Origin of the sequence: Prauserella marina, assembly GCF_002240355.1 — a bacterium.
Lineage (GTDB): Bacteria > Actinomycetota > Actinomycetes > Mycobacteriales > Pseudonocardiaceae > Prauserella_A > Prauserella_A marina.
In genome coordinates this window covers 516,765-534,806 of record NZ_CP016353.1, presented here as the reverse complement: position 1 = coordinate 534,806, position 18,042 = coordinate 516,765, and the positions used below count along the sequence as shown (strand labels likewise).

The window sequence follows — 18,042 nt, the reverse complement described above, 5'->3', positions numbered from 1 at the left end:
GATCAACCCTCCAGGTCGACGACGAGCTTTCGAACGTGGAAGCCCTCGGCGTATCGCCGCTGACATTCGATGCCGCGAATCCGGGCCAGCCCGAGAAACGCTTCGCGGTCATACCAAGGACGATGTCGCTGGGACGGATAATGCTGTTGCAGCAACCGGATTTTTTCCTCGGCCAGTTCGGCCGTCAGCGGTTGGTACGCGGTCGGGGTCGTCAAGTCGCCGTCCCACTTCACGATCTCGTAGCCGAACACGAGATGGTCGCGGAAAACCGTGGGGACGAGCTGGGCAAGACCCCGGTGATCCTGGTGCGCGTCCCCTCCGTGGGGAGCGAGCACGAGGTCCGGTTCGGTGCGGGCCCGCAGTTCCTCGACGGCGGACTTGGCCTCGTCCCAATGCGCGGGCAGGCGGCCGTCGGGGAGCTTGAGCACGGTCAGGTTCAGCGTCGCACCACCACAGAACGCGGTGAGCGCGGCCAGTTCCTCGGCCTCCCGCTCACCACCTCCCCCTGAGAGCACAAGCGTGTCGACGGTGATTCCCGGATTCGCCGAGCACAACGCGAGCAGCGTGCCACCCGCTCCGATGGCGATGTCGTCGCAATGCGCCCCGAGCGCGACAATCCTCCGCAGTGGGCGGCCGGTCAGTGCGATCACGCGGTTCGCGCCCTTTCCTGCCGTTCCCATACCGCCCACGGACGGTCTCCTCGCGCGTAGGATTCGTCGAGCGCGAACCGTTCCTTGACGGTGTCGGTCGGCTTCCAGAACCCTCGATAGGGATAGGCGAGCAGATTGCCCCGCTTGGCGAGTTCCGCGCAGCCGTCGGCGACGAGGTCTCCGCCTTCGGGAATGTGGTCGAAGATCTCCTGTCGCAGCACGAAGTAACCGCCGTTTTCCCACAGCGGCATCTCGCTCACCGCCGTGATGGCGCCGACGACGCCGCCCTCCCCGAGTTCGACGCAGTGGAAAGACGATTGCGGTGGAACCACCATCATCGAGGCACCCGCCGACGACGCCTCGAATCGTTCGATCATGTCGGGCAGCGGGGCGTCGGTGAGCACGTCGGCGTAGTTGGCGAGGAACATCTCGTCGCCGTCGAGGTGTTCGCGAACCCGGCGCAGCCGTTCCCCGATGGCCGACTCGATTCCGGTCTGCACGAACGAGATCGACCAGTCCGAGATGTCCGTCGACAGCAGCTCGGCCTTGCCGCGTCGCAAGACGAAGTCGTTGGACGCAGTCTCCTCGTAGTGCAGGAAGAAGTCCTTGATGTGGTGCGCACCGTACCCGAGGCACAGAACGAACTCGGTGTGCCCGAAGTGCGCGTAGTAGCGCATCACATGCCAGATCAGCGGCCGGGGGCCGACCATCTGCATGGGCTTGGGGGCATCTCCGGCGACGCCGCCCCGCATCCGCATTCCGTAACCGCCACAGAAGAGCACGACCTTCACGAGTTCACCTCGACGATCTCCAGTCGCGGAATGGGGAAGACCAGCTTCCCTCCCCATTCGGCCACATAGGACAATTGAGTCATGATTTCCGCCTTGAGGTTCCACGGAAGCACGAGTACGTAATCGGGCCGGTCGGCCGCGATCCGCTCCGGCGGCAGCACCGGAATCCGGGTTCCCGGCGTGAACCTGCCGTGCTTGTAGGGATTGCGATCCACCGTGTACGGCAGGAGATCGGTCCGGATTCCGCAGTGGTTGAGCAGCGTGTTGCCCTTGCCGGGCGCACCGTAGCCGACGACCGACTTACCGGCCTCCTCCATCGCGACGAGGAAGCGGAGCAGGTCGAGCCGCACCCTCGTGACGTTCGCCGAGAAGTCGGCGTATCCGGAGAGCTCGTGCAGGCCCGCCGCTTTCTCCTTTTCCAGCACATCGACCATCCGAGCGCTCTGCTCACCGGTGACCTCACGGGGACGCGCCCACAGTCTGATGGACCCGCCGTGCGTATCGAGCAGTTCGACGTCCACAAGGGACAAACCACCCGAGTCGAGCGCGTTCCTCGCCGATTCGACCGTGTAGTACTGGAAGTGCTCGTGGTAGATCGTGTCGTACTGGACGTTGTTGATCAGAGTGAGCAGATGCTGCACCTCGATCGAAACCCAGCCATCGTCGGCGACGAGCGCGCGCAGCCCTTTGGTGAAACCGACGATGTCCGGGATGTGCGCGTACACGTTGTTCGCGACGACGAGGTCGGCCGGGCCGTGCCCGTCCCTGACCTCGGAACCGCTCGACTCGCTCAGGAAGGTGGTCGACGTCGGGACGCCTTCGGCCCTGGCGGCCTCGCCGACGTTGCGGGACGGCTCGATGCCCAGGCACCGGATTCCCTGCTGCACAACGTGTTTGAGCAAGTACCCGTCGTTGCTGGCGACCTCGACGACGAACGAGTCGCGCCCGAGAGCGAGCCGGTCGACGGCGGCGTCGACGAAACTCTTCGCGTGATCGACCCACGACCGGGAATACGACGAGAAATAGGCGTACTCCGTGAACGTTTCCTCAGGTGTGATCAGGGGCGGGATCTGCGCGAGCCAGCAGCTCGTGCACACCCTGAGGTGCAAGGGAAAGCTCGGTTCTTCTTCGTCGAGCTGTTCGCTCGTGAGGAACCGTTCACACGGTGGCGTCGCACCAAGATCCACTACGCTGGCCAGGTTTGACGAACCACAGAGTCGGCATGTTGTCATCTACTGGCTCCTTGGCCCCCGACTGCTTCCGGCATGGGCTGATTCGCTGAGCAAAGGCCCGCCGTTACAAGAAATGCGAGTAGCCGATGGAGCCGATTCGGAATTGAGACATGCAACCGGGATTGCTCATTGACGCGTTACCGGAATTGTCGGTTGGTCATTTCCGCCCATCCCGCCGAGAGCCCGCTACTTGCGGATCTCCATCGTGCAGCACTTCGGGCCCCCGCCTGCCTTGCGCAACTCCGAGATGTCGACGAAGTGGGGCACGTAGCCCTCGGCGGCAAGCCGCTCGGCGAGCCCGGTCGCCTCCACGGGCAGGACGACATTGCGTCCGTCGGAGACACCGTTGCAGCCGAAGCACGCGGCGTCGGCCTCTTCGGCGAGCACCGCGCCGGGGAAGAGGCGCTCAAGCACGCGCCGCGACCCGGCCGAGAAGGCGTCCGGGTAGTAGACGACGCTGGCAGGCACGGTTTCGGTGGCCTCGGTGAGCACGAACAATGCCGTGTCGAGGTGGTAGTAGCGGGGGTCGACGAGCCGCAGCGAAACGACCGCGGCGCCGAGCGTCTCCTGGGCCTCGGCGTGCGCCTCGCGATCGGTGCGGAACCCGGTGCCCGCGAGCAGCAACGAGCCCGTCCACGCGAAGTCGCCCTCGGCCTCGTTGATCCGCCTCGGCATGGTGACGTCCCGGTAGCCGTTCTCGACGAACCAGCGGCGGAAGTGCTCCGCCTCCGCCGCGCGTTGCCGCGCGCGGAACCGCGCGCCGAGCACCCTGCCGTCGAGCACGGTCGCCGAGTTGGCCGCGAACACCATGTCCGGCAGCCCCGGCTGTGGTTCGACCACGTCCACCGTGTGCCCGAGACTCAGGTAAAGATCACGCAGCGCGGTCCACTGCGCCATCGCGCGGTCGGTGTCGACGGGGCGCTCCGGATCCATCCACGGGTTGATCGCGTAGTCGACGGTGAAAAACCGCGGCGGGCACATCACGTAGTGGCGAGGAGTGGGAACACGCACCGGCGACGGCAAGGTCTCCGTCATACTTCGAATGTATGACCGCCCGATCGCGCAAGCAATCAATGTTGGTTGCGCAGTTGTGTGCTAGATGTTGCGTGTGAACACGCTAGATCAGCGAATCGTTTCGTGCCTCGTGACCAACGCCAGGTCCAGCTACGCCGAGATCGGAAAGGTGGTCGGCCTGTCCGCTCCCGCGGTCAAGCGAAGGGTCGACCGGCTGCTCGACACCGGCGTGCTGCGCGGGTTCACGGCTGTCGTCGACCCCGAGGCACTCGGCTGGGGCACCGAGGCGTTCGTGGAGGTGCACTGCAACGGCAACGTCGCGCCCGCGCGGATCCGCCACCATCTCGAACCGCTGACCGAGGTGGTGGCCGCCTACACGGTCTCGGGGGCGGCCGACGCGATCGTGCACCTCAGGGCGGCCGACATCCACCACCTCGAAACCGCGCTCGAACGGCTGCGCGGGCTGGAGATCATCGACAGGACCGTGTCGACCGTCGTGCTCTCGACACTGCTCGAACGACCGCCGAATCCCAAGACCTGATCCCAGTTCCTGGGAAGTCAGAACAGGGTTACCGCTGGTCACAGGTAAGCCGGATCACACCCCTGCACAGCGCCCGAAAACACCAAGTAATCTCGAAGTATTGAGCGTTGTCCGCGCCCAGTCGTGAGAGAGGGATTCCCTGGCCCATGAGCACGAGTGCGAACGGCAGTGGTACTGGCGCGCTGTCGACGACGCGACCCACGGAGGTAAGCCGGCTCGACCGCGTAGTCATCAGGTTCGCCGGTGACTCCGGCGACGGCATGCAACTGACCGGCGACCGGTTCACCTCCGAGGCCGCTGCCTTCGGCAACGACCTTGCGACCCTTCCGAACTTTCCCGCCGAGATCCGTGCGCCACAGGGCACGATTCCCGGCGTATCCAGCTTCCAGGTTCACTTCGCCGACTACGACATCCTGACGCCGGGAGACCGGCCGGACGTGCTGGTGGCAATGAACCCCGCCGCGCTGAAAGCAAACCTCGCCGACGTTCCACATGGTGGGACGTTGATCGTCAACACCGACGAGTTCAGCAAGCGGAACCTGACCAAGGTCGGCTACGAGGCCGACCCGCTCGGCGACGACAGCCTTTCCGACTTCGAGGTGCACAGGGTGGCGATGTCCACCCTCACCCAGGGCGCGCTCGCCGACACCGGCCTCGGCAAGAAGGACGCCGAGCGCTGCAAGAACATGTTCGCGCTCGGCCTGCTGTCGTGGATGTACCACCGGCCGACCGAGGGCACCGAGCAGTTCCTCCTTGAGAAGTTCGCCAAGAAACCGCAGATCGCCGAGGCGAACATCCTCGCCTTCCGCGCCGGCTGGAACTACGGCGAGACCACCGAGGCGTTCGGCACGACCTTCGAGGTCCTGCCCGCGAAGCTGCCTGAGGGCACCTACCGGCAGATCACCGGCAACACCGCGCTCGCCTACGGAATCGTCGCGGCCGGTCAGCAGTCGGGCCTTCCGGTACTGCTCGGCACCTACCCGATCACGCCCGCCTCCGACGTGCTGCACGAACTGTCGAAGCACAAGAACTTCGGCATCATCACGTTCCAGGCCGAGGACGAGATCGCGGGCATCGGCGCCGCGCTCGGCGCTTCCTACGGCGGGGCGCTCGGCGTCACCTCGACATCGGGTCCGGGGATCGCGCTCAAGTCGGAGACCATCGGCCTCGGCGTGATGACGGAACTTCCGTTGCTGGTCATCGACGTGCAGCGCGGTGGCCCTTCCACCGGCTTGCCCACGAAGACCGAGCAGGCCGACCTGCTACAGGCCATGTTCGGCCGCAACAGCGAATCGCCGGTGCCGATCGTGGCTCCGTGCTCACCGGCCGACTGCTTCGACATCGCGCTCGAAGCCACCAGGATCGCGCTGGCCTACCGCACTCCGGTGCTGTTGCTTTCGGACGGCGCGGTAGCCAACGGGTCCGAACCATGGCTGATTCCCGACGTCGAAGATCTTCCCGACCTGCGCGTGACCTTCGCGTCGGAGCCCAACGCCACCGACGGTTCCGGCGAGTTCTGGCCCTACGTTCGCGATCCGGAAACCCTCGCTCGCGAATGGGCCATCCCCGGCACCCCCGGTTTGCAGCACCGCATCGGCGGACTGGAGAAGGCCGACGGCAAGGGCAACATCTCCTACGACCCCGACAACCACGATCACATGGTGCGGCTGCGCCAGCGCAAGATCGACAACATCGAGGTTCCCGACCTCACGGTCGACGACCCGAGCGGCGGCAAGGCAAAGGTGCTCGCGCTCGGCTGGGGCTCCTCGTACGGACCAATCGGCGCCGCCTGCCGCAGGGTGCGCAAGAACGGGCTGCCGATCGCGCAGGCGCACCTGCGGCACCTGAACCCGTTCCCAGCCAACCTCGGTGACCTGCTCGCCTCGTACGAAACGGTCGTGGTGCCCGAGATGAATCTCGGTCAACTCGCCATGTTGCTGCGGGCCAAGTACCTCACCGAGATCAACTCCTACACCAAGGTCGCGGGACTGCCGTTCAAGGCCGAAGAACTTGAAGGCGTCTTCACCGACATCATCACCGGTAACAAGGAGGCCACTGTTGACCGCCACTGATCTGGGTCTCCCGCAGATCGGCGGGCTCGATCTGGTGCCGACGACCGAAGAGCCGCAAAAAGCCAAAGACTACAAATCCGACCAGGAAGTCCGCTGGTGTCCTGGATGCGGCGACTACATCGTGCTGAACACCATCCAGTCGTTCCTTCCGACGCTGGGACTCAAGCGCGAGAACATCGTGTTCGTGTCAGGAATCGGCTGCTCGAGCCGGTTCCCGTACTACATGAACACCTACGGGATGCACTCCATCCACGGCAGGGCACCCGCCATCGCGACCGGTCTGGCCACCACCCGGCCTGACCTTTCGGTGTGGGTGGTGACCGGCGACGGCGACGCGCTCTCCATCGGCGGCAACCACCTGATCCACAGTCTCCGGCGCAACGTGAACCTGAAGATCCTGCTGTTCAACAACCGGATCTACGGGCTCACCAAGGGCCAGTACTCACCGACCTCCGACCAGGGCATGGTCACCAAGTCCACCCCGATGGGCTCCCTCGACACCCCGTTCAACCCGATCTCGCTCGCGCTGGGCGCCGAAGCCTCGTTCGTCGGCAGGGCCATGGACTCCGACAAGAAGGGCCTCACCGAGGTACTGAACGCCGCCGCGCGACACCGGGGTTCCGCGCTGGTGGAGATCTACCAGAACTGCCCAATCTTCAACGACGGCGCCTTCGAAGTACTCAAGGACAAGGACGAGGCGCAGCGCAGGCTGATCCCGTTGCGGCCAGGCGAGCCCATCAGGTTCGGCCCCGAAGGCGAGTACGGCGTCGGCCGCGGTGGCTGGGGCGGGCTGGAGATCGGCAAGGTCTCCGAGATCGGTGAGGACGACCTTGTCGTGCACGACCCCACCATCGACGACACCGCCTACGCTTTCGCGCTGTCACGGCTGGGCGACCAGAACCTGACCCACACCCCGACCGGCATCTTCCGCCAGGTGGAAAGGCCGACCTACGACGACCAGGCCAGGTTCCAGGTCGAGCAGGCAGCGGAGGCGAAAGCTCCCGACCTGCAAAGCCTGTTGCGCGGCAAGGACACCTGGACCGTCGCCTGAGTTGAGGCGAACACGAAACCGCCCCCGGCTTGGTTCGCCGGGGGCGGTTTCGTGTTCGCGGTTGTCAGCTGAGCGGGCGGAAGCCGACGCGTTCGGCGTCGGAGGGAGTGCGGAACCAGACCTCGGCGACCATGCGCGGGAACTGCGCGGATTCTTCCGTGCAGTAGCGCAACGCGGTGACGCTCGCCTTCACGGCGAAGTCATCGGAAGGCCGTCCGCCTCCCGGCTTCGGCATCGCCGATCCTGGACCGAACGGCCCGGGAGGAAGCCGCCCCTCCGAGCTGTCGACGTCCCTGGCGGGCGGGGCGGTCGGACCACCGGTTCCCGTCGGCGCGACGGTGGGTTCGAAAAGGGAACCGCTGTGCGTCGGCCCCTCCTGGTCCGGCTCCCTGCGCGCCACCGGCCGCATCGAAGGCTGGATGGGTTTGGGCGGATCGAAACCCCCCGGCGGAGACGAGCGCGGCTGGCGCTTGGGCAACACCTGGGTTTGTTCGACGGGGGACTCCGGCTCCGGCGCGGCGCCCTGCGCTCCGAACGCGTAGGCCGGCGGGCTCGTTTCCGGTTCCGACCGAGGCGATTCGGGCCGCGAGTAGTCCTCGTCGTCCTCGTCGTCGAAATCGAACGGCACCGGTTCGAAAAGGCTCGGCGCCTTGCGTGGTGGCTGTTCCGGTTCCGGCTCTGCCACCGGTTCGGGTTCCGGCTCCGGCTCGAATGCGAGCCGTTCGGTCACCGGGTCCGGCTGCTGCTCCTGCTCGACCGGTTCCGGTTCGGTGTGCTCGGCGGGTTCCGGATATTCGGCCTGCTCCGGTTCGGTGTGCCGCGGCTCGACAGGCTCCGGATCGGGCAGCTGCTGGTCGATCTTCGGTTCGTCGGCCGGATAGGCCCGCGGTTCGTCGTAGTACGAGAAGGCGCGAGTCTCCTGCTCGTCATCGGCGTCGAGTCCGGCGTGCGCGCCAGGCCCGCCGCGCATGGAGTCGTCGGCGTCGAGCACGGCGGCGACGTCCTGCCAGTCGCTTTCCTCGACGCGTGGTGTCGCGTGCCGACCTCCGGCGTCCTGCATGCTGTCCCGCTCGGGCCAGTTCGTCACCGGCGGGATGTGCTGAGTCTGTTCCGCCGCGGCCTGCTCAGGTTCGACGGGCTCGAAGTGTCTCGTCGAAGGAGCGGCGACGACCGGGGCGACCGGTTCGGCGTCGGCGGAGCCCGCTCTGTCGAAAACACGCGTTCCGTGGCCAGGCTCGACCGGCACCGAACGCTCGCTTGCCGCGAGCCGGCGCTCCAGTTCCCGGATGCGCCGTTGCGCAGGGCGTACTAGAAAGAGCCAGGAGAGGAACGCGCCCAGCACGAAAGCGATTGCGCTGAACACCCAAACCTGCCCGAATATGGACATACCCGCGCTGTCCTCCTCAGTCTTTACCTTCGCGTCGCCGAGCCGGACAGCCCGTCAACGGGTGCGTGCGACGAGATAGTCGGCCACCGATTCGCATGCGTCGCGAGCCGGCGAAGGCGGCAGTGACGACAGCTCCGTCCTCGCGCGCTGAGCGTAGTCGGAAAGGGTGACGCGTGCGCGTTCGAGACCGCGAGAATCGCGCAGCAAAACCAGCGCTTCCTCCACGAGCACGTCGTCGGTGAGCGGACCGTCGAGCAGCTCCACCAGGCGTGGCTGCGGCTTGTCCTCGGCGAGCGCGTAGAGCATCGGCAAGGTGCGGACGCCTTCGCGCAGGTCGGTGCCTTGCGACTTCCCGAGTTCGTGCGAGGGCGAGTCGATGTCGATGATGTCGTCGGAGATCTGGAAGGCGGTGCCGATGATCTCCCCGAAGCGGCGCAGCGAGTCGATGTAGGCATCGGGGGCGTCGGAGAGCATTCCGCCGAACCGGCCCGCCGTAGCGATCAGCGAACCGGTCTTCTGGGAGATCACCGAAAGATAGTGCTCGACGGCGTCCTCATCCGGTCCGGGACCGACCGTCTCCCGCATCTGTCCCGTGACGAGTTCGCCGAAGGTCTCGGCGATGATCCGCGCCGCGTCGGTGCCGAGATCGGCGACGAGCCTCGACGCGTGTGCGAAAAGAAAGTCTCCGGTGAGGATCGCGATGGTGTTGTCCCACCGCGCGTTGACGCTCGGTGCGCCGCGGCGCATGGTGGCCTCGTCCATCACGTCGTCGTGATACAGCGTCGCGAGGTGGACGAGTTCCACCGCGGCCGCCGCCGTCACGACCCCCTGTCTGTCCCCCGAGCCGAATTGCGACGCGAGCAAGGTGAACATGGGACGAAAACGCTTGCCGCCCGCTTCGACGAGGTGTCTCGCCGCCTCGTTCACGGCCTGCACATCGCTGCGCACCACCTGCCGGAGAACGTCCTCGACGTCGAGCAGGCCCTTGGCGAGCGTGCGCAGCAGCTCCTCGTCCGCGATCTGCAGCCCGACTGCAGCGCGCAAATCGTCGATAGCGCCATCACGCACTGACACGTCGTCCGCCCTTTCCGGCACTGGGTCACGGTCCTCACCAGCCTAATGGGCGGCATCCGGTAGCTCACGACCCGCTGGGCCTGCGACCTGCGTGATGAGGGCGACACCCCTTGTCGCAACGGCGATGCCCCGTTCGGGGAAGCCGCCGAAACGGACATCTGGGCGAAGGAAACCGTGTTAGCCTGAGCTGCGTCGATAGCGGAGAGTGTTTGATTAATAACGGCAACGACATAGTGGGGGACGATGTCGAACGTGGTCCAAGGGCATGCCGAGCCCGACCCGACCGTCTACGTGCCGCCGTCCAGGACCGGTGTCCAGCCCCAGGGCGACAGCGTCGATCCATGGACAGGTCCGGCAACCACCGGTGATCCCGTACCGGACGGCGGCTATGCCTTCACGCCAGACCAGCTCCGCTCCATAGCGGACAAATGGGAAGCCCTCGGCCTCCGCTTCGAGAAGGCCAAGACCGAAGCACGTCAACTCACAGACGCTGAAGGTCCTGGCGCCGAGTACGCCAGCATCAACAACGCTGAGCGCATCCGCTTATCCGGCTTAGCGTTGTCCGATGCGCTAGACAAGCGAATGCAATACTGCCAAGCGATGGCGAAAAAGTTTGAGGCTGCAATTGCGGACTACCGTCAGGCTGAGGAGCAAGCAGTCATCGAGATCCGCCACTCCACACAGGGCAGATTCTGATGCGCCACACGGGTGCGCTAGTCATCACACTTCTAACTTCCATACTCCTAGCGAGCTGCTCCGCCACCTCGAAAGAACATGCGTCAAGCAATGGGATTTCAGACACAACTGGTTCCACTCCCGGACCCGGCGTCCCAAGAGTTGACATCCCACTGCAAGTAGATCACTTCCTCGAAACACCATGCGATGCAATAACAAAGCATGAGTCCCGGGACTTTGTAGGCATAAATGTGACAGCAGAGCCAGACCCAAGTGGCGCCACTGGCCCCTCATGCCGCTGGGGAAGAAGCCTGGGAGAAGCGAGAATCTACGTCGGTTTCCCCCAGGTCTCGGATAGTGGCCTAACAGCGCTCTACGATGAAAACGGAAGGAAATTCGCCTTCTTCGAAGAAATGCCTCCAGCGGACGACTATCCAGCCGTGGCATACGGTGTGAGCGACAATCGGGACAAGGGCGAATGCTCGATCCGGGTCGGCATGAGTAACGAGAGCACAGTGGACATAACCCTGATCCTCAGCGATGACCGGGTTGGCGAGCTTGATCCTTGCGAGGCGGCGCATGAGGTCGCCACCGCGGTCATCGGAAACATCAAGGCGAGGAACTGATCATGGCAACCGAGGGGCCACTCAGCGCGGGCGCGATCTTCTGGCAGATCAACGCGGGCGACGGTGGTGACCGGCTTTTCGCCGCTCAGGAAGCCGCCCGCAAACTCCGTGAAGAGCTCGCGGCCTGCGCCGACGAGGTCAGCTCGCTCGGCAAAGCCATCGAGGCCGGTTGGCAGGGGAAGGCGAGTGACGCGGCAGCCAACGCGGCGACCCCACTCGCCAACGCATCCACTCAGGACAGTGAGTTGCTCGACGTGGCACACGGATCGGTCACCGAACAACTCACCGCTTTCGGACACGCGCGCCACGCCATCGTTCCCGTCCCCGAACGGCCCGCGCTGACACCCGACGACCTTTTCAGCTCTGTGACCTACGAGGACCGGCTCCGCGTACACGAGGAAATCGCACATGCCAACATCCAGGCATTCGCTGCTTACCACCAAGCCAGTAACACCAATGGCGACACCATGCCAGCCGACTACACCCCATTGACCGATCCCGGCTCGCCCATCCGGCTCGCCGACGACACCGGCCAGACGCCGCGCACCGGATCTGTCACCACTCCCTTCCCCGCCGCCGCCTTTACCGCACCGTCCACAACGGACGCGATGTCACACACGACGACGAGCGCGGTAAGCACGGCAACCGGGCCATCGGCCACCACGGCTTCGACCTACACCCCGGCAGCGGCAAGCTCACCGGTGCCACGACCGGAAAGTCTCCACTTCGGCCCCACCAGCAGGCCGGGCACCACCCAGTGGTTCTCCGCTGCGCCCGAACTCCCCTCGGCAACAAGAAACCCGAACGGCCAAGCCAAGGGTGGCAGCCCCGGATCAACCCGCGCAGGGCGCCCCGGGACGCCAGGTGGATCGCCGGTCAACGGCAGAGGGACAGCCGCACCAGGCAAAGGAACCGGCGCGTTTCCCGGCGCACCGGCGCGCAACACCCCGGTCGGCGCAAGCGCGGCGCAGGGCCGCGGGTCCATGGGCATGCCGATGGGCACAATGGGACCCGGCAAGGGAAGGGACGACGAGGACAAAGACCGCCGCGCGCCCGCCTACCTGCGCAACGCCGACCCCGACGACACGTTCGCCGGCCCGTTCCAGCAGACCACACCGCCGGTCATCGGCGAGCGCAAGGAAAGATAGCCTTCCCCGTGGAGTTGTCACTTCACAGTTTGCTCACCGCGATGAGGTGGGCAGGATGCGGTGAACCGCACCTGATCTTCGCGGGCGGCAACCGCTACATCCCGCCCGCTGCCGACGACCGGCTGAAGCGGGAAACACTGAGCGAACTCAGCGGACTCGGACTCGCCGACGGTACCGCCCTCGACCCCGATTTCGAGCAGGTACTGCGCATCATCGATCGCCCGTACACCGAGTACTACGCCTACCTTCGCACTCACGAACAGCAGTACGGCGTGCTCGTTGCCGTTCAGGCCAGCACCGCGATCGTAGCTCTGCATCACGCGGAACGGGTCCGGCTCGACGTCGTCGCCGACGAGGACCTGCCCGCCGCGCTCGTCAGCCACCTTCCCGCGATCGAGCCAGCCGAGTTCACCCCGTTCTCCGTCGCCGCCTACGACTACCCGGGATACCGCATCGAAGCACGGTGGCTCGCGAAAATACTGGCAGCGCCCCAATTCGGCATGGGGCACCTGTACACCGCGAGGCGCGCGAAGAACGGCAGTCGCGGACGAACCGAGCGGCCGGTGAGCTACCTCGACACCGAGTACGGCAGGGTCGGCATCGAACGCGACACCAGCGACTACCTCACGGTGTTCCCAGGCGAACCGGGGCGGCTGGCATCGAGGCTCGCCGCTGCCCGGTCCACTCTGGACTAACCAAGAACTCAGAATCCGATCGCGAAGCCGCCCGCACCAGCCCAGTCGAGCGCGAACGTGGGCGCGACACCGAGCAGCAAGGTCACCACGACGCCGAGCGCGATCGCGGCCGTGGTGAACGCTCCCGGCACGGTCACGGAGGGGCCGTCCTGCGCGGGCTCCGAGAAGTACATCAACACGACGACCCTGAGATAGAAGAACGCCGCGATCGCGCTGAACACGAGCGCGATGACCACGAGCGGTGCCATCCCGTCCGACAGCGCCGCCGAGAACACCACGAACTTGCCGACGAACCCGCTCGTCAACGGGATACCGGCGAGCGCGAGCAACAGGAACGTGAAGACGGCCGCCAGCAACGGTGAACGTTTCGCGAGCCCCGCCCACGCCGAAAGATGCGTCGCCTCACCGGAGGAGTCGCGCACCAGCGAGATCACGCCGAACGCGGCGAGCGTGGTGAAACCGTAGGCGAGCAGGTAGAACAGCGTGCCGGAAAGCCCGTCGTCCGTGATCGCCATAGTGCCGATGAGCAGGAATCCCGCGTGCGCGATCGACGAGTAGGCGATCATGCGCTTGAGGTCGGTCTGGGTGAGGCCGATGACGGCACCGATGGCCATCGAGACGATCGCCACCGCCCACAGCACGCCGCGCCATTCCCAGTTCGTCGACTCGAAACCGACGAAGAGCACGCGCAGAATGCCGCCGAAGGCCGCGACCTTGGTGCAGGCGGCCATGAACGCGGTGACCGGCGTCGGCGCGCCCTGGTAGACGTCCGGCGTCCAGGTGTGGAACGGCCCGACGGAGCCCTTGAAGAGAAGGCCGACCATGAGCAGGCCCATTCCGGCGAACAGCAGTGTGTCGGAACGGTCGGTACCCGCGGTCGCGTTGGCGATGTCGGCGAGCTTGACCGAACCCGCGTAGCCGTACAGCAACGCGAGGCCGTAGAGGAAGAAGGCGCTCGCGAAAGCACCGAGCAGGAAGTACTTGACCGCGGCTTCCTGCGAGATCAGCCTGCGCCGCCTCGCGAGGCCACACATCAGGTACAGCGGAAGGCTGAGTACCTCCAGCGCGATGAACATGGTGAGCAGGTCGTTGGCCGCCGTGAAGGTCATCATGCCGCCGAGCGCGAACAGCGCCAGCGGGAAAACCTCGGTCTGCATTCCCGTCGAACCGACCTGTGCCCTGTCCTGCACGGTGCCGGGAGCGATACCTGCCTGCGCGACGAAAGCGCCGCCCGGTTCGACGGAACGGTCGGCGATGAGCAGCAACGCCGCGACCGACAGTGCGAGCAGCGTGCCCCACAGGAACAGCGCGGGCCGGTCGACGGAGAGCGTGCCGCTGAACGTGGTCACCCCGCGTTCAGGCGAACCACTCGCGTACGCGCCGAGCGCGACACCAGCCGACACCAGGGCGAGCAGACCGAGTACGACCTGACTCGACCACCGCATGTGCCGTGGCAGGAACGCCTCGAAGAGGACTCCGATACAGGCCGCACCGAAGATGATCAGCAGGGGCAGGATCGCCGCCCAGTCGATCCCCGGTGCGTCGATGGCCTCTTGCTGCTGTGCGAGAAAAACGTTCAACACGGCTGGCGTTACCTTTCCTGCACCGCTGAAAGTGTCGCTTCCACCGACGGCGTGACCGTGTCAAGCACCGGTTTCGGGTAGAAGCCGAGCCCGACGATCAGCACCACCAACGGGGCGAGCACCGCGATCTCCTTGACCGAGAGATCCTTGATGACCTTCTTCTCGCCGACGGTGCTCGGTGCCACCGCGGTCGCCGTTCCTCCGCCCTGGCCTGGCCCGGGGTCCGGGCTCGGCTGCGGGGTGGTGCCGACGCCGACGAGCGCGTCACCGCGCACCGGGCCGGTCATGATGCGCTGGAAGAGCCACAGCACGTAGGCGGCCGCGAGCACCATGCCGACGGTGGCGATGATCGCGTAGACCGGCCGTGTCTCGAAAGAGCCAATGAGGACAAGGAACTCGCTGATGAACGAGTTGGTGCCCGGCAGAGACAAAGTGGACAGACCGGCGAGCAAAAGCATTCCGCTGAGCACGGGGGTCAGCTTGGCCATTCCCCCGTAATCGGAGATGCGGGTCGATCCGCCCCTTGTCGCGATCAACCCGACGACGATGATCAGCATGCCCGTCGCGAGGCTGTGGTTGAGCATGTAAGTGGCGGAGCCGACGAGAGCCTGCGGCGTGAAGGCGAAGATCCCGAGCGCGATAAACCCGAAGTGCGCGAGCGAGACGTAGGCGACGAACCGCTTCATGTCCTGCTGGCCTGCCGCGAGCATCGACCCGTAGATGATGCCTGCCACGGCGAGCACGAGCACGAGCGGCGCGAGCCGTTCGCTTGCCTCGGGGAACATCGGGAGGCAGTAGCGGAGGAACCCGAACGTTCCGACCTTGTCGAGTACGCCCACGAGCAGGACCGTGACTCCGATCGGCGCCTGGCCTGCCGCGTCGGGAAGCCAGGTGTGGAACGGAACGAGCGGTGCCTTGATCGCGAAGGCGAGGAAGAAACCGAGGAACAGCCAGATCTGTGTGCTCGCCGGGGCGTCACTGACGACCTGGACGAGGGTTTCCCAGTCGAACGTGCCTTCGCCGAGCTGGTCGGCCGCGAGCGAGTAGGCACCGATCGCCGAGGCCAGCATGATGAGGCCGCCGAGGAACGAGTACAGGAAGAACTTCACCGCGGCGTACTGCCTGTTCGCGCCGCCGTAGCTGCCGATGAGGAAGTACATCGGGATGAGCATGATCTCGAACAGCACGTAGAACAGAAAGACGTCGGTCGCGGCGAACACCGCGATCGTCAGCGACTGCTGTACGAGGATCAGCGAAAGGAAACCGGCCGCGCTGCGTCCCTCCGGCAGTTTGTCCGTCGAGGACAGTCCACCGATGACGATCGGCACCAGCAGGGCGATCATCGCGATCATGATCAGCGAGATGCCGTCCGTCCCGAAGGAGATGTGAACCCCGAAAGCGGGGATCCAGTCCATCGAGGACACCTGTTGCAGTCGCTCGCCGCCGGGGTCGTAGCTCATCCACAGTGGAATGACCAGCAGCAGTTCCACGATCGTCACCGCGAGCGCGGTGATCGTGGCGAGCCGGTCGTTCGCCCGGAGTCCGGTGAGGACGAGCGCGCCCGCGAGCGGCAGCAGGATGAGTACGAGCAGCCAGGTCATGAGAACCTCACCAATAGCAGTGCGGCGACGATCAGGAACGATCCGCCGAGCATCGAGAGGGCGTAGGAGCGGACGAACCCGGTCTGCATTCTCCGCAGCCTGCCCGATCCGCCGCCGAGGGTCGCCGCGATTCCGTTGACCGCGCCGTCGACGCCCTTGTTGTCGACGAAAACGGCGAACCGCGTGAGCCACAGGCCCGGTGTCGCCACGAGGGCCTCGTTCAGCGCGTTGCCGTAGAGGTCCTTACGGGCGGCCCTGACCGGCCACGCGACGTTCTCCGGCCGCTCGACGGGAGTGTCCCTCCTGCCGAACAACGTCCAGGCGAGCAGAACACCGAGCGCGGAGATCGCGACGGTCAGCCACGGGATCAACGCGTGTGGCAGCACGCCGTGCTCGGACTCCATCAGTTCGCCGACCGAAGGGGTGAGGAAGTTCGCGAGCCGGTCGCCCATGATCAGGAAGGCACCTGCCGCGACCGAGCCGATCGCGAGTACGACCATCGGCGCGGTCATCACCGGTGGTGATTCGTGAGGGTGGAATTCCCTGCCGTCGGCCGACTTTATTTCCTTCCAGCGTTCCTTGCCGAAGAAGGTCAGCAACATCAGCCTCGTCATGTAGAAGCCGGTGATCCCGGCCGCGAGCAAGGCCGCACCGCCGAACACCCAGCCACGCCAGCCTTCCTGACCGAAAGCCGCCTCGATGATGGCGTCCTTGGTGAAGAACCCGGAGAGGAAGGGGAAGCCGATGATGGCGAGGTAGCCGAGCCCGAACGTCGCGAACGTGATCGGCATCTTCTTGTAGAGGCCACCGAACTTGCGCATGTCGACTTCGTCGTTCATGGCGTGCATGACCGAGCCCGCCCCGAGGAACAGCCCCGCCTTGAAGAAGCCGTGGGTCAGCAGGTGCGCGATGGCGAGCGCGTAGCCGAGCGGCCCGAGCCCGACGGCGAGCATCATGTAGCCGATCTGACTGACGGTCGAGTACGCGAGCACTTTCTTGATGTCGTCGTATGCACAACCGATGATCGCGCCCAGCAGCAACGTGAACGCGCCGACGATGGTGACGACGAGCCTGCCGTCCTCGGTGAGGTTGTAGATCGGCGCCGCCCTCGCGATGAGGTACACACCGGCGGTGACCATCGTCGCGGCGTGGATGAGGGCCGAGACCGGGGTCGGGCCCTCCATCGCGTCCGGCAACCACGACTGCAACGGGAACTGGCCGGACTTGCCGCAGGCGCCGAGCAGTAGCAGCAACGCGATCGCGGTGATGACACCGGGCGAGAGGTCGCCGATACCGGCGAACACCTCGGCGTAGCCGGTGCTTCCGATGTACTTGAACATCAGGAAGATCGCGAGCGCGAGCCCGACGTCGCCGACCCTGTTCATCAGGAACGCCTTCTTCGCGGCCGTAGCCGCGGAAGGACGGTTCGTGTACCAGCCGATGAGCAGGTAGGAGGCGAGACCGACGCCTTCCCAGCCGAGGTACAGCATCACGAAGCTGTTGCCGAGTACGAGCACCAGCATCGAGGCGACGAACAGGTTCAGGTAACCGAAGAACCTTCGCCTGTCGGCGTCGTCGGACATGTAGCCGATCGAATAGATGTGGATCAGCGAACCGACACCCGTGATCAGCAGAACGAAGATCACCGAGAGTGCGTCGACGCGCAGGCCGAAGTCCACCTGCAACGCCTCGACCGGAATCCACGAGTAAACGGTGGTGTCGGTGGCCTGTTCGAACGAGTTGCCGAAGAACAGGGCAAGGCCGTACACGAAGGACGCGATGACCGTCGCACAGCCGAGCAGGTGCCCCCAAGCGTTGGTCCGGTTACCACCGACAAGCAGGATGAGCGCACCGAGCGCGGGAAACGCGACCAGCAGCCACGATGATGCCATCAAGGTTGGT

General features: G+C 65.5%; 16 protein-coding genes. 7 read left to right on the top strand and 9 right to left on the bottom strand.

The window, feature by feature from the left end:
- Positions 1-2: 2 nt before the first annotated feature.
- From BAY61_RS02295 to ddaH, 4 genes are all read right to left on the bottom strand, one after another.
- Positions 3-680: a PIG-L deacetylase family protein gene (locus BAY61_RS02295; protein WP_091801913.1), complete on the bottom strand. Its 678-nt coding sequence runs from the start codon at positions 678-680 to the stop codon at positions 3-5.
- Positions 647-1,441, bottom strand: coding sequence for a sugar phosphate nucleotidyltransferase (locus tag BAY61_RS02290; protein ID WP_091801909.1), 795 nt, complete (start codon positions 1,439-1,441; stop codon positions 647-649). The genes BAY61_RS02295 and BAY61_RS02290 overlap by 34 nt, the downstream gene beginning before the upstream one ends.
- On the bottom strand, positions 1,438-2,673 hold the full coding sequence (locus tag BAY61_RS02285; RefSeq protein WP_091801907.1) for a class I SAM-dependent methyltransferase: 1,236 nt from the start codon (positions 2,671-2,673) through the stop codon (positions 1,438-1,440). Before BAY61_RS02285 ends, BAY61_RS02290 begins: the two co-directional genes overlap by 4 nt.
- A gap of 186 nt (positions 2,674-2,859) precedes the next feature.
- Entirely contained in the window at positions 2,860-3,708 is an 849-nt protein-coding gene (gene ddaH, locus BAY61_RS02280; protein WP_091801905.1) for a dimethylargininase, read from the bottom strand.
- Positions 3,709-3,781: 73 nt separating this feature from the next.
- Between ddaH and BAY61_RS02275 the strand changes: the two genes are divergently transcribed.
- From BAY61_RS02275 to BAY61_RS02265, 3 genes are all read left to right on the top strand, one after another.
- Positions 3,782-4,228, top strand: coding sequence for an Lrp/AsnC family transcriptional regulator (locus BAY61_RS02275; RefSeq protein WP_091802534.1), 447 nt, complete (start codon positions 3,782-3,784; stop codon positions 4,226-4,228).
- A gap of 146 nt (positions 4,229-4,374) precedes the next feature.
- Positions 4,375-6,300, top strand: a complete 1,926-nt coding sequence (locus BAY61_RS02270; protein WP_091801902.1) for a 2-oxoacid:acceptor oxidoreductase subunit alpha — start codon at positions 4,375-4,377, stop codon at positions 6,298-6,300.
- Entirely contained in the window at positions 6,287-7,351 is a 1,065-nt protein-coding gene (locus tag BAY61_RS02265; RefSeq protein WP_091801899.1) for a 2-oxoacid:ferredoxin oxidoreductase subunit beta, read from the top strand. Before BAY61_RS02270 ends, BAY61_RS02265 begins: the two co-directional genes overlap by 14 nt.
- Positions 7,352-7,415: 64 nt before the next feature.
- On the opposite strand, the gene BAY61_RS02260 is transcribed toward BAY61_RS02265, so the two are convergent.
- The gene (locus BAY61_RS02260) at positions 7,416-8,714 is read right to left on the bottom strand and encodes a sunset domain-containing protein (protein WP_245865703.1); all 1,299 of its coding nucleotides are present in this window, start codon (positions 8,712-8,714) and stop codon (positions 7,416-7,418) included.
- 78 nt (positions 8,715-8,792) lie between these two features.
- Positions 8,793-9,812 carry a polyprenyl synthetase family protein gene (locus BAY61_RS02255; protein ID WP_211323508.1) on the bottom strand — a complete coding sequence of 340 codons (1,020 nt, stop codon included), beginning with the start codon at positions 9,810-9,812 and terminating at the stop codon, positions 8,793-8,795.
- Between the two features lie 243 nt (positions 9,813-10,055).
- On the opposite strand from BAY61_RS02255, the gene BAY61_RS02250 reads away from it, so the two are divergent.
- From BAY61_RS02250 to BAY61_RS02235, 4 genes are read left to right on the top strand one after another with little or no spacing between them, the layout of a single operon-like run.
- Positions 10,056-10,508, top strand: coding sequence for a hypothetical protein (locus BAY61_RS02250; protein WP_091801891.1), 453 nt, complete (start codon positions 10,056-10,058; stop codon positions 10,506-10,508).
- Entirely contained in the window at positions 10,508-11,113 is a 606-nt protein-coding gene (locus tag BAY61_RS02245) for a DUF3558 domain-containing protein (protein ID WP_091801888.1), read from the top strand. Before BAY61_RS02250 ends, BAY61_RS02245 begins: the two co-directional genes overlap by 1 nt.
- A 2-nt stretch (positions 11,114-11,115) precedes the next feature.
- Positions 11,116-12,261, top strand: a complete 1,146-nt coding sequence (locus tag BAY61_RS02240; RefSeq protein WP_091801885.1) for a PPE domain-containing protein — start codon at positions 11,116-11,118, stop codon at positions 12,259-12,261.
- An 8-nt stretch (positions 12,262-12,269) separates the two neighbouring features.
- Positions 12,270-12,956: an ESX secretion-associated protein EspG gene (locus tag BAY61_RS02235; RefSeq protein WP_091801882.1), complete on the top strand. Its 687-nt coding sequence runs from the start codon at positions 12,270-12,272 to the stop codon at positions 12,954-12,956.
- Positions 12,957-12,964: 8 nt separating this feature from the next.
- Here the strand turns inward: BAY61_RS02235 and nuoN are convergent, their stop codons facing one another.
- Genes nuoN through nuoL form a run of 3 tightly spaced genes read right to left on the bottom strand, consistent with a single transcriptional unit; the run spans position 12,965 to position 18,035 of the window.
- Positions 12,965-14,539 (bottom strand): NADH-quinone oxidoreductase subunit NuoN, encoded by a 1,575-nt coding sequence (nuoN, locus tag BAY61_RS02230; protein ID WP_091801879.1) that lies wholly within the window; start codon positions 14,537-14,539, stop codon positions 12,965-12,967.
- Between the two features lie 8 nt (positions 14,540-14,547).
- Positions 14,548-16,140, bottom strand: coding sequence for an NADH-quinone oxidoreductase subunit M (locus tag BAY61_RS02225; RefSeq protein WP_091801877.1), 1,593 nt, complete (start codon positions 16,138-16,140; stop codon positions 14,548-14,550).
- A complete protein-coding gene (gene nuoL, locus BAY61_RS02220) occupies positions 16,137-18,035 on the bottom strand; it encodes an NADH-quinone oxidoreductase subunit L (RefSeq protein WP_091801874.1) in 1,899 nt (632 codons plus the stop codon). The genes BAY61_RS02225 and nuoL overlap by 4 nt, the downstream gene beginning before the upstream one ends.
- Positions 18,036-18,042 lie beyond the last annotated feature (7 nt).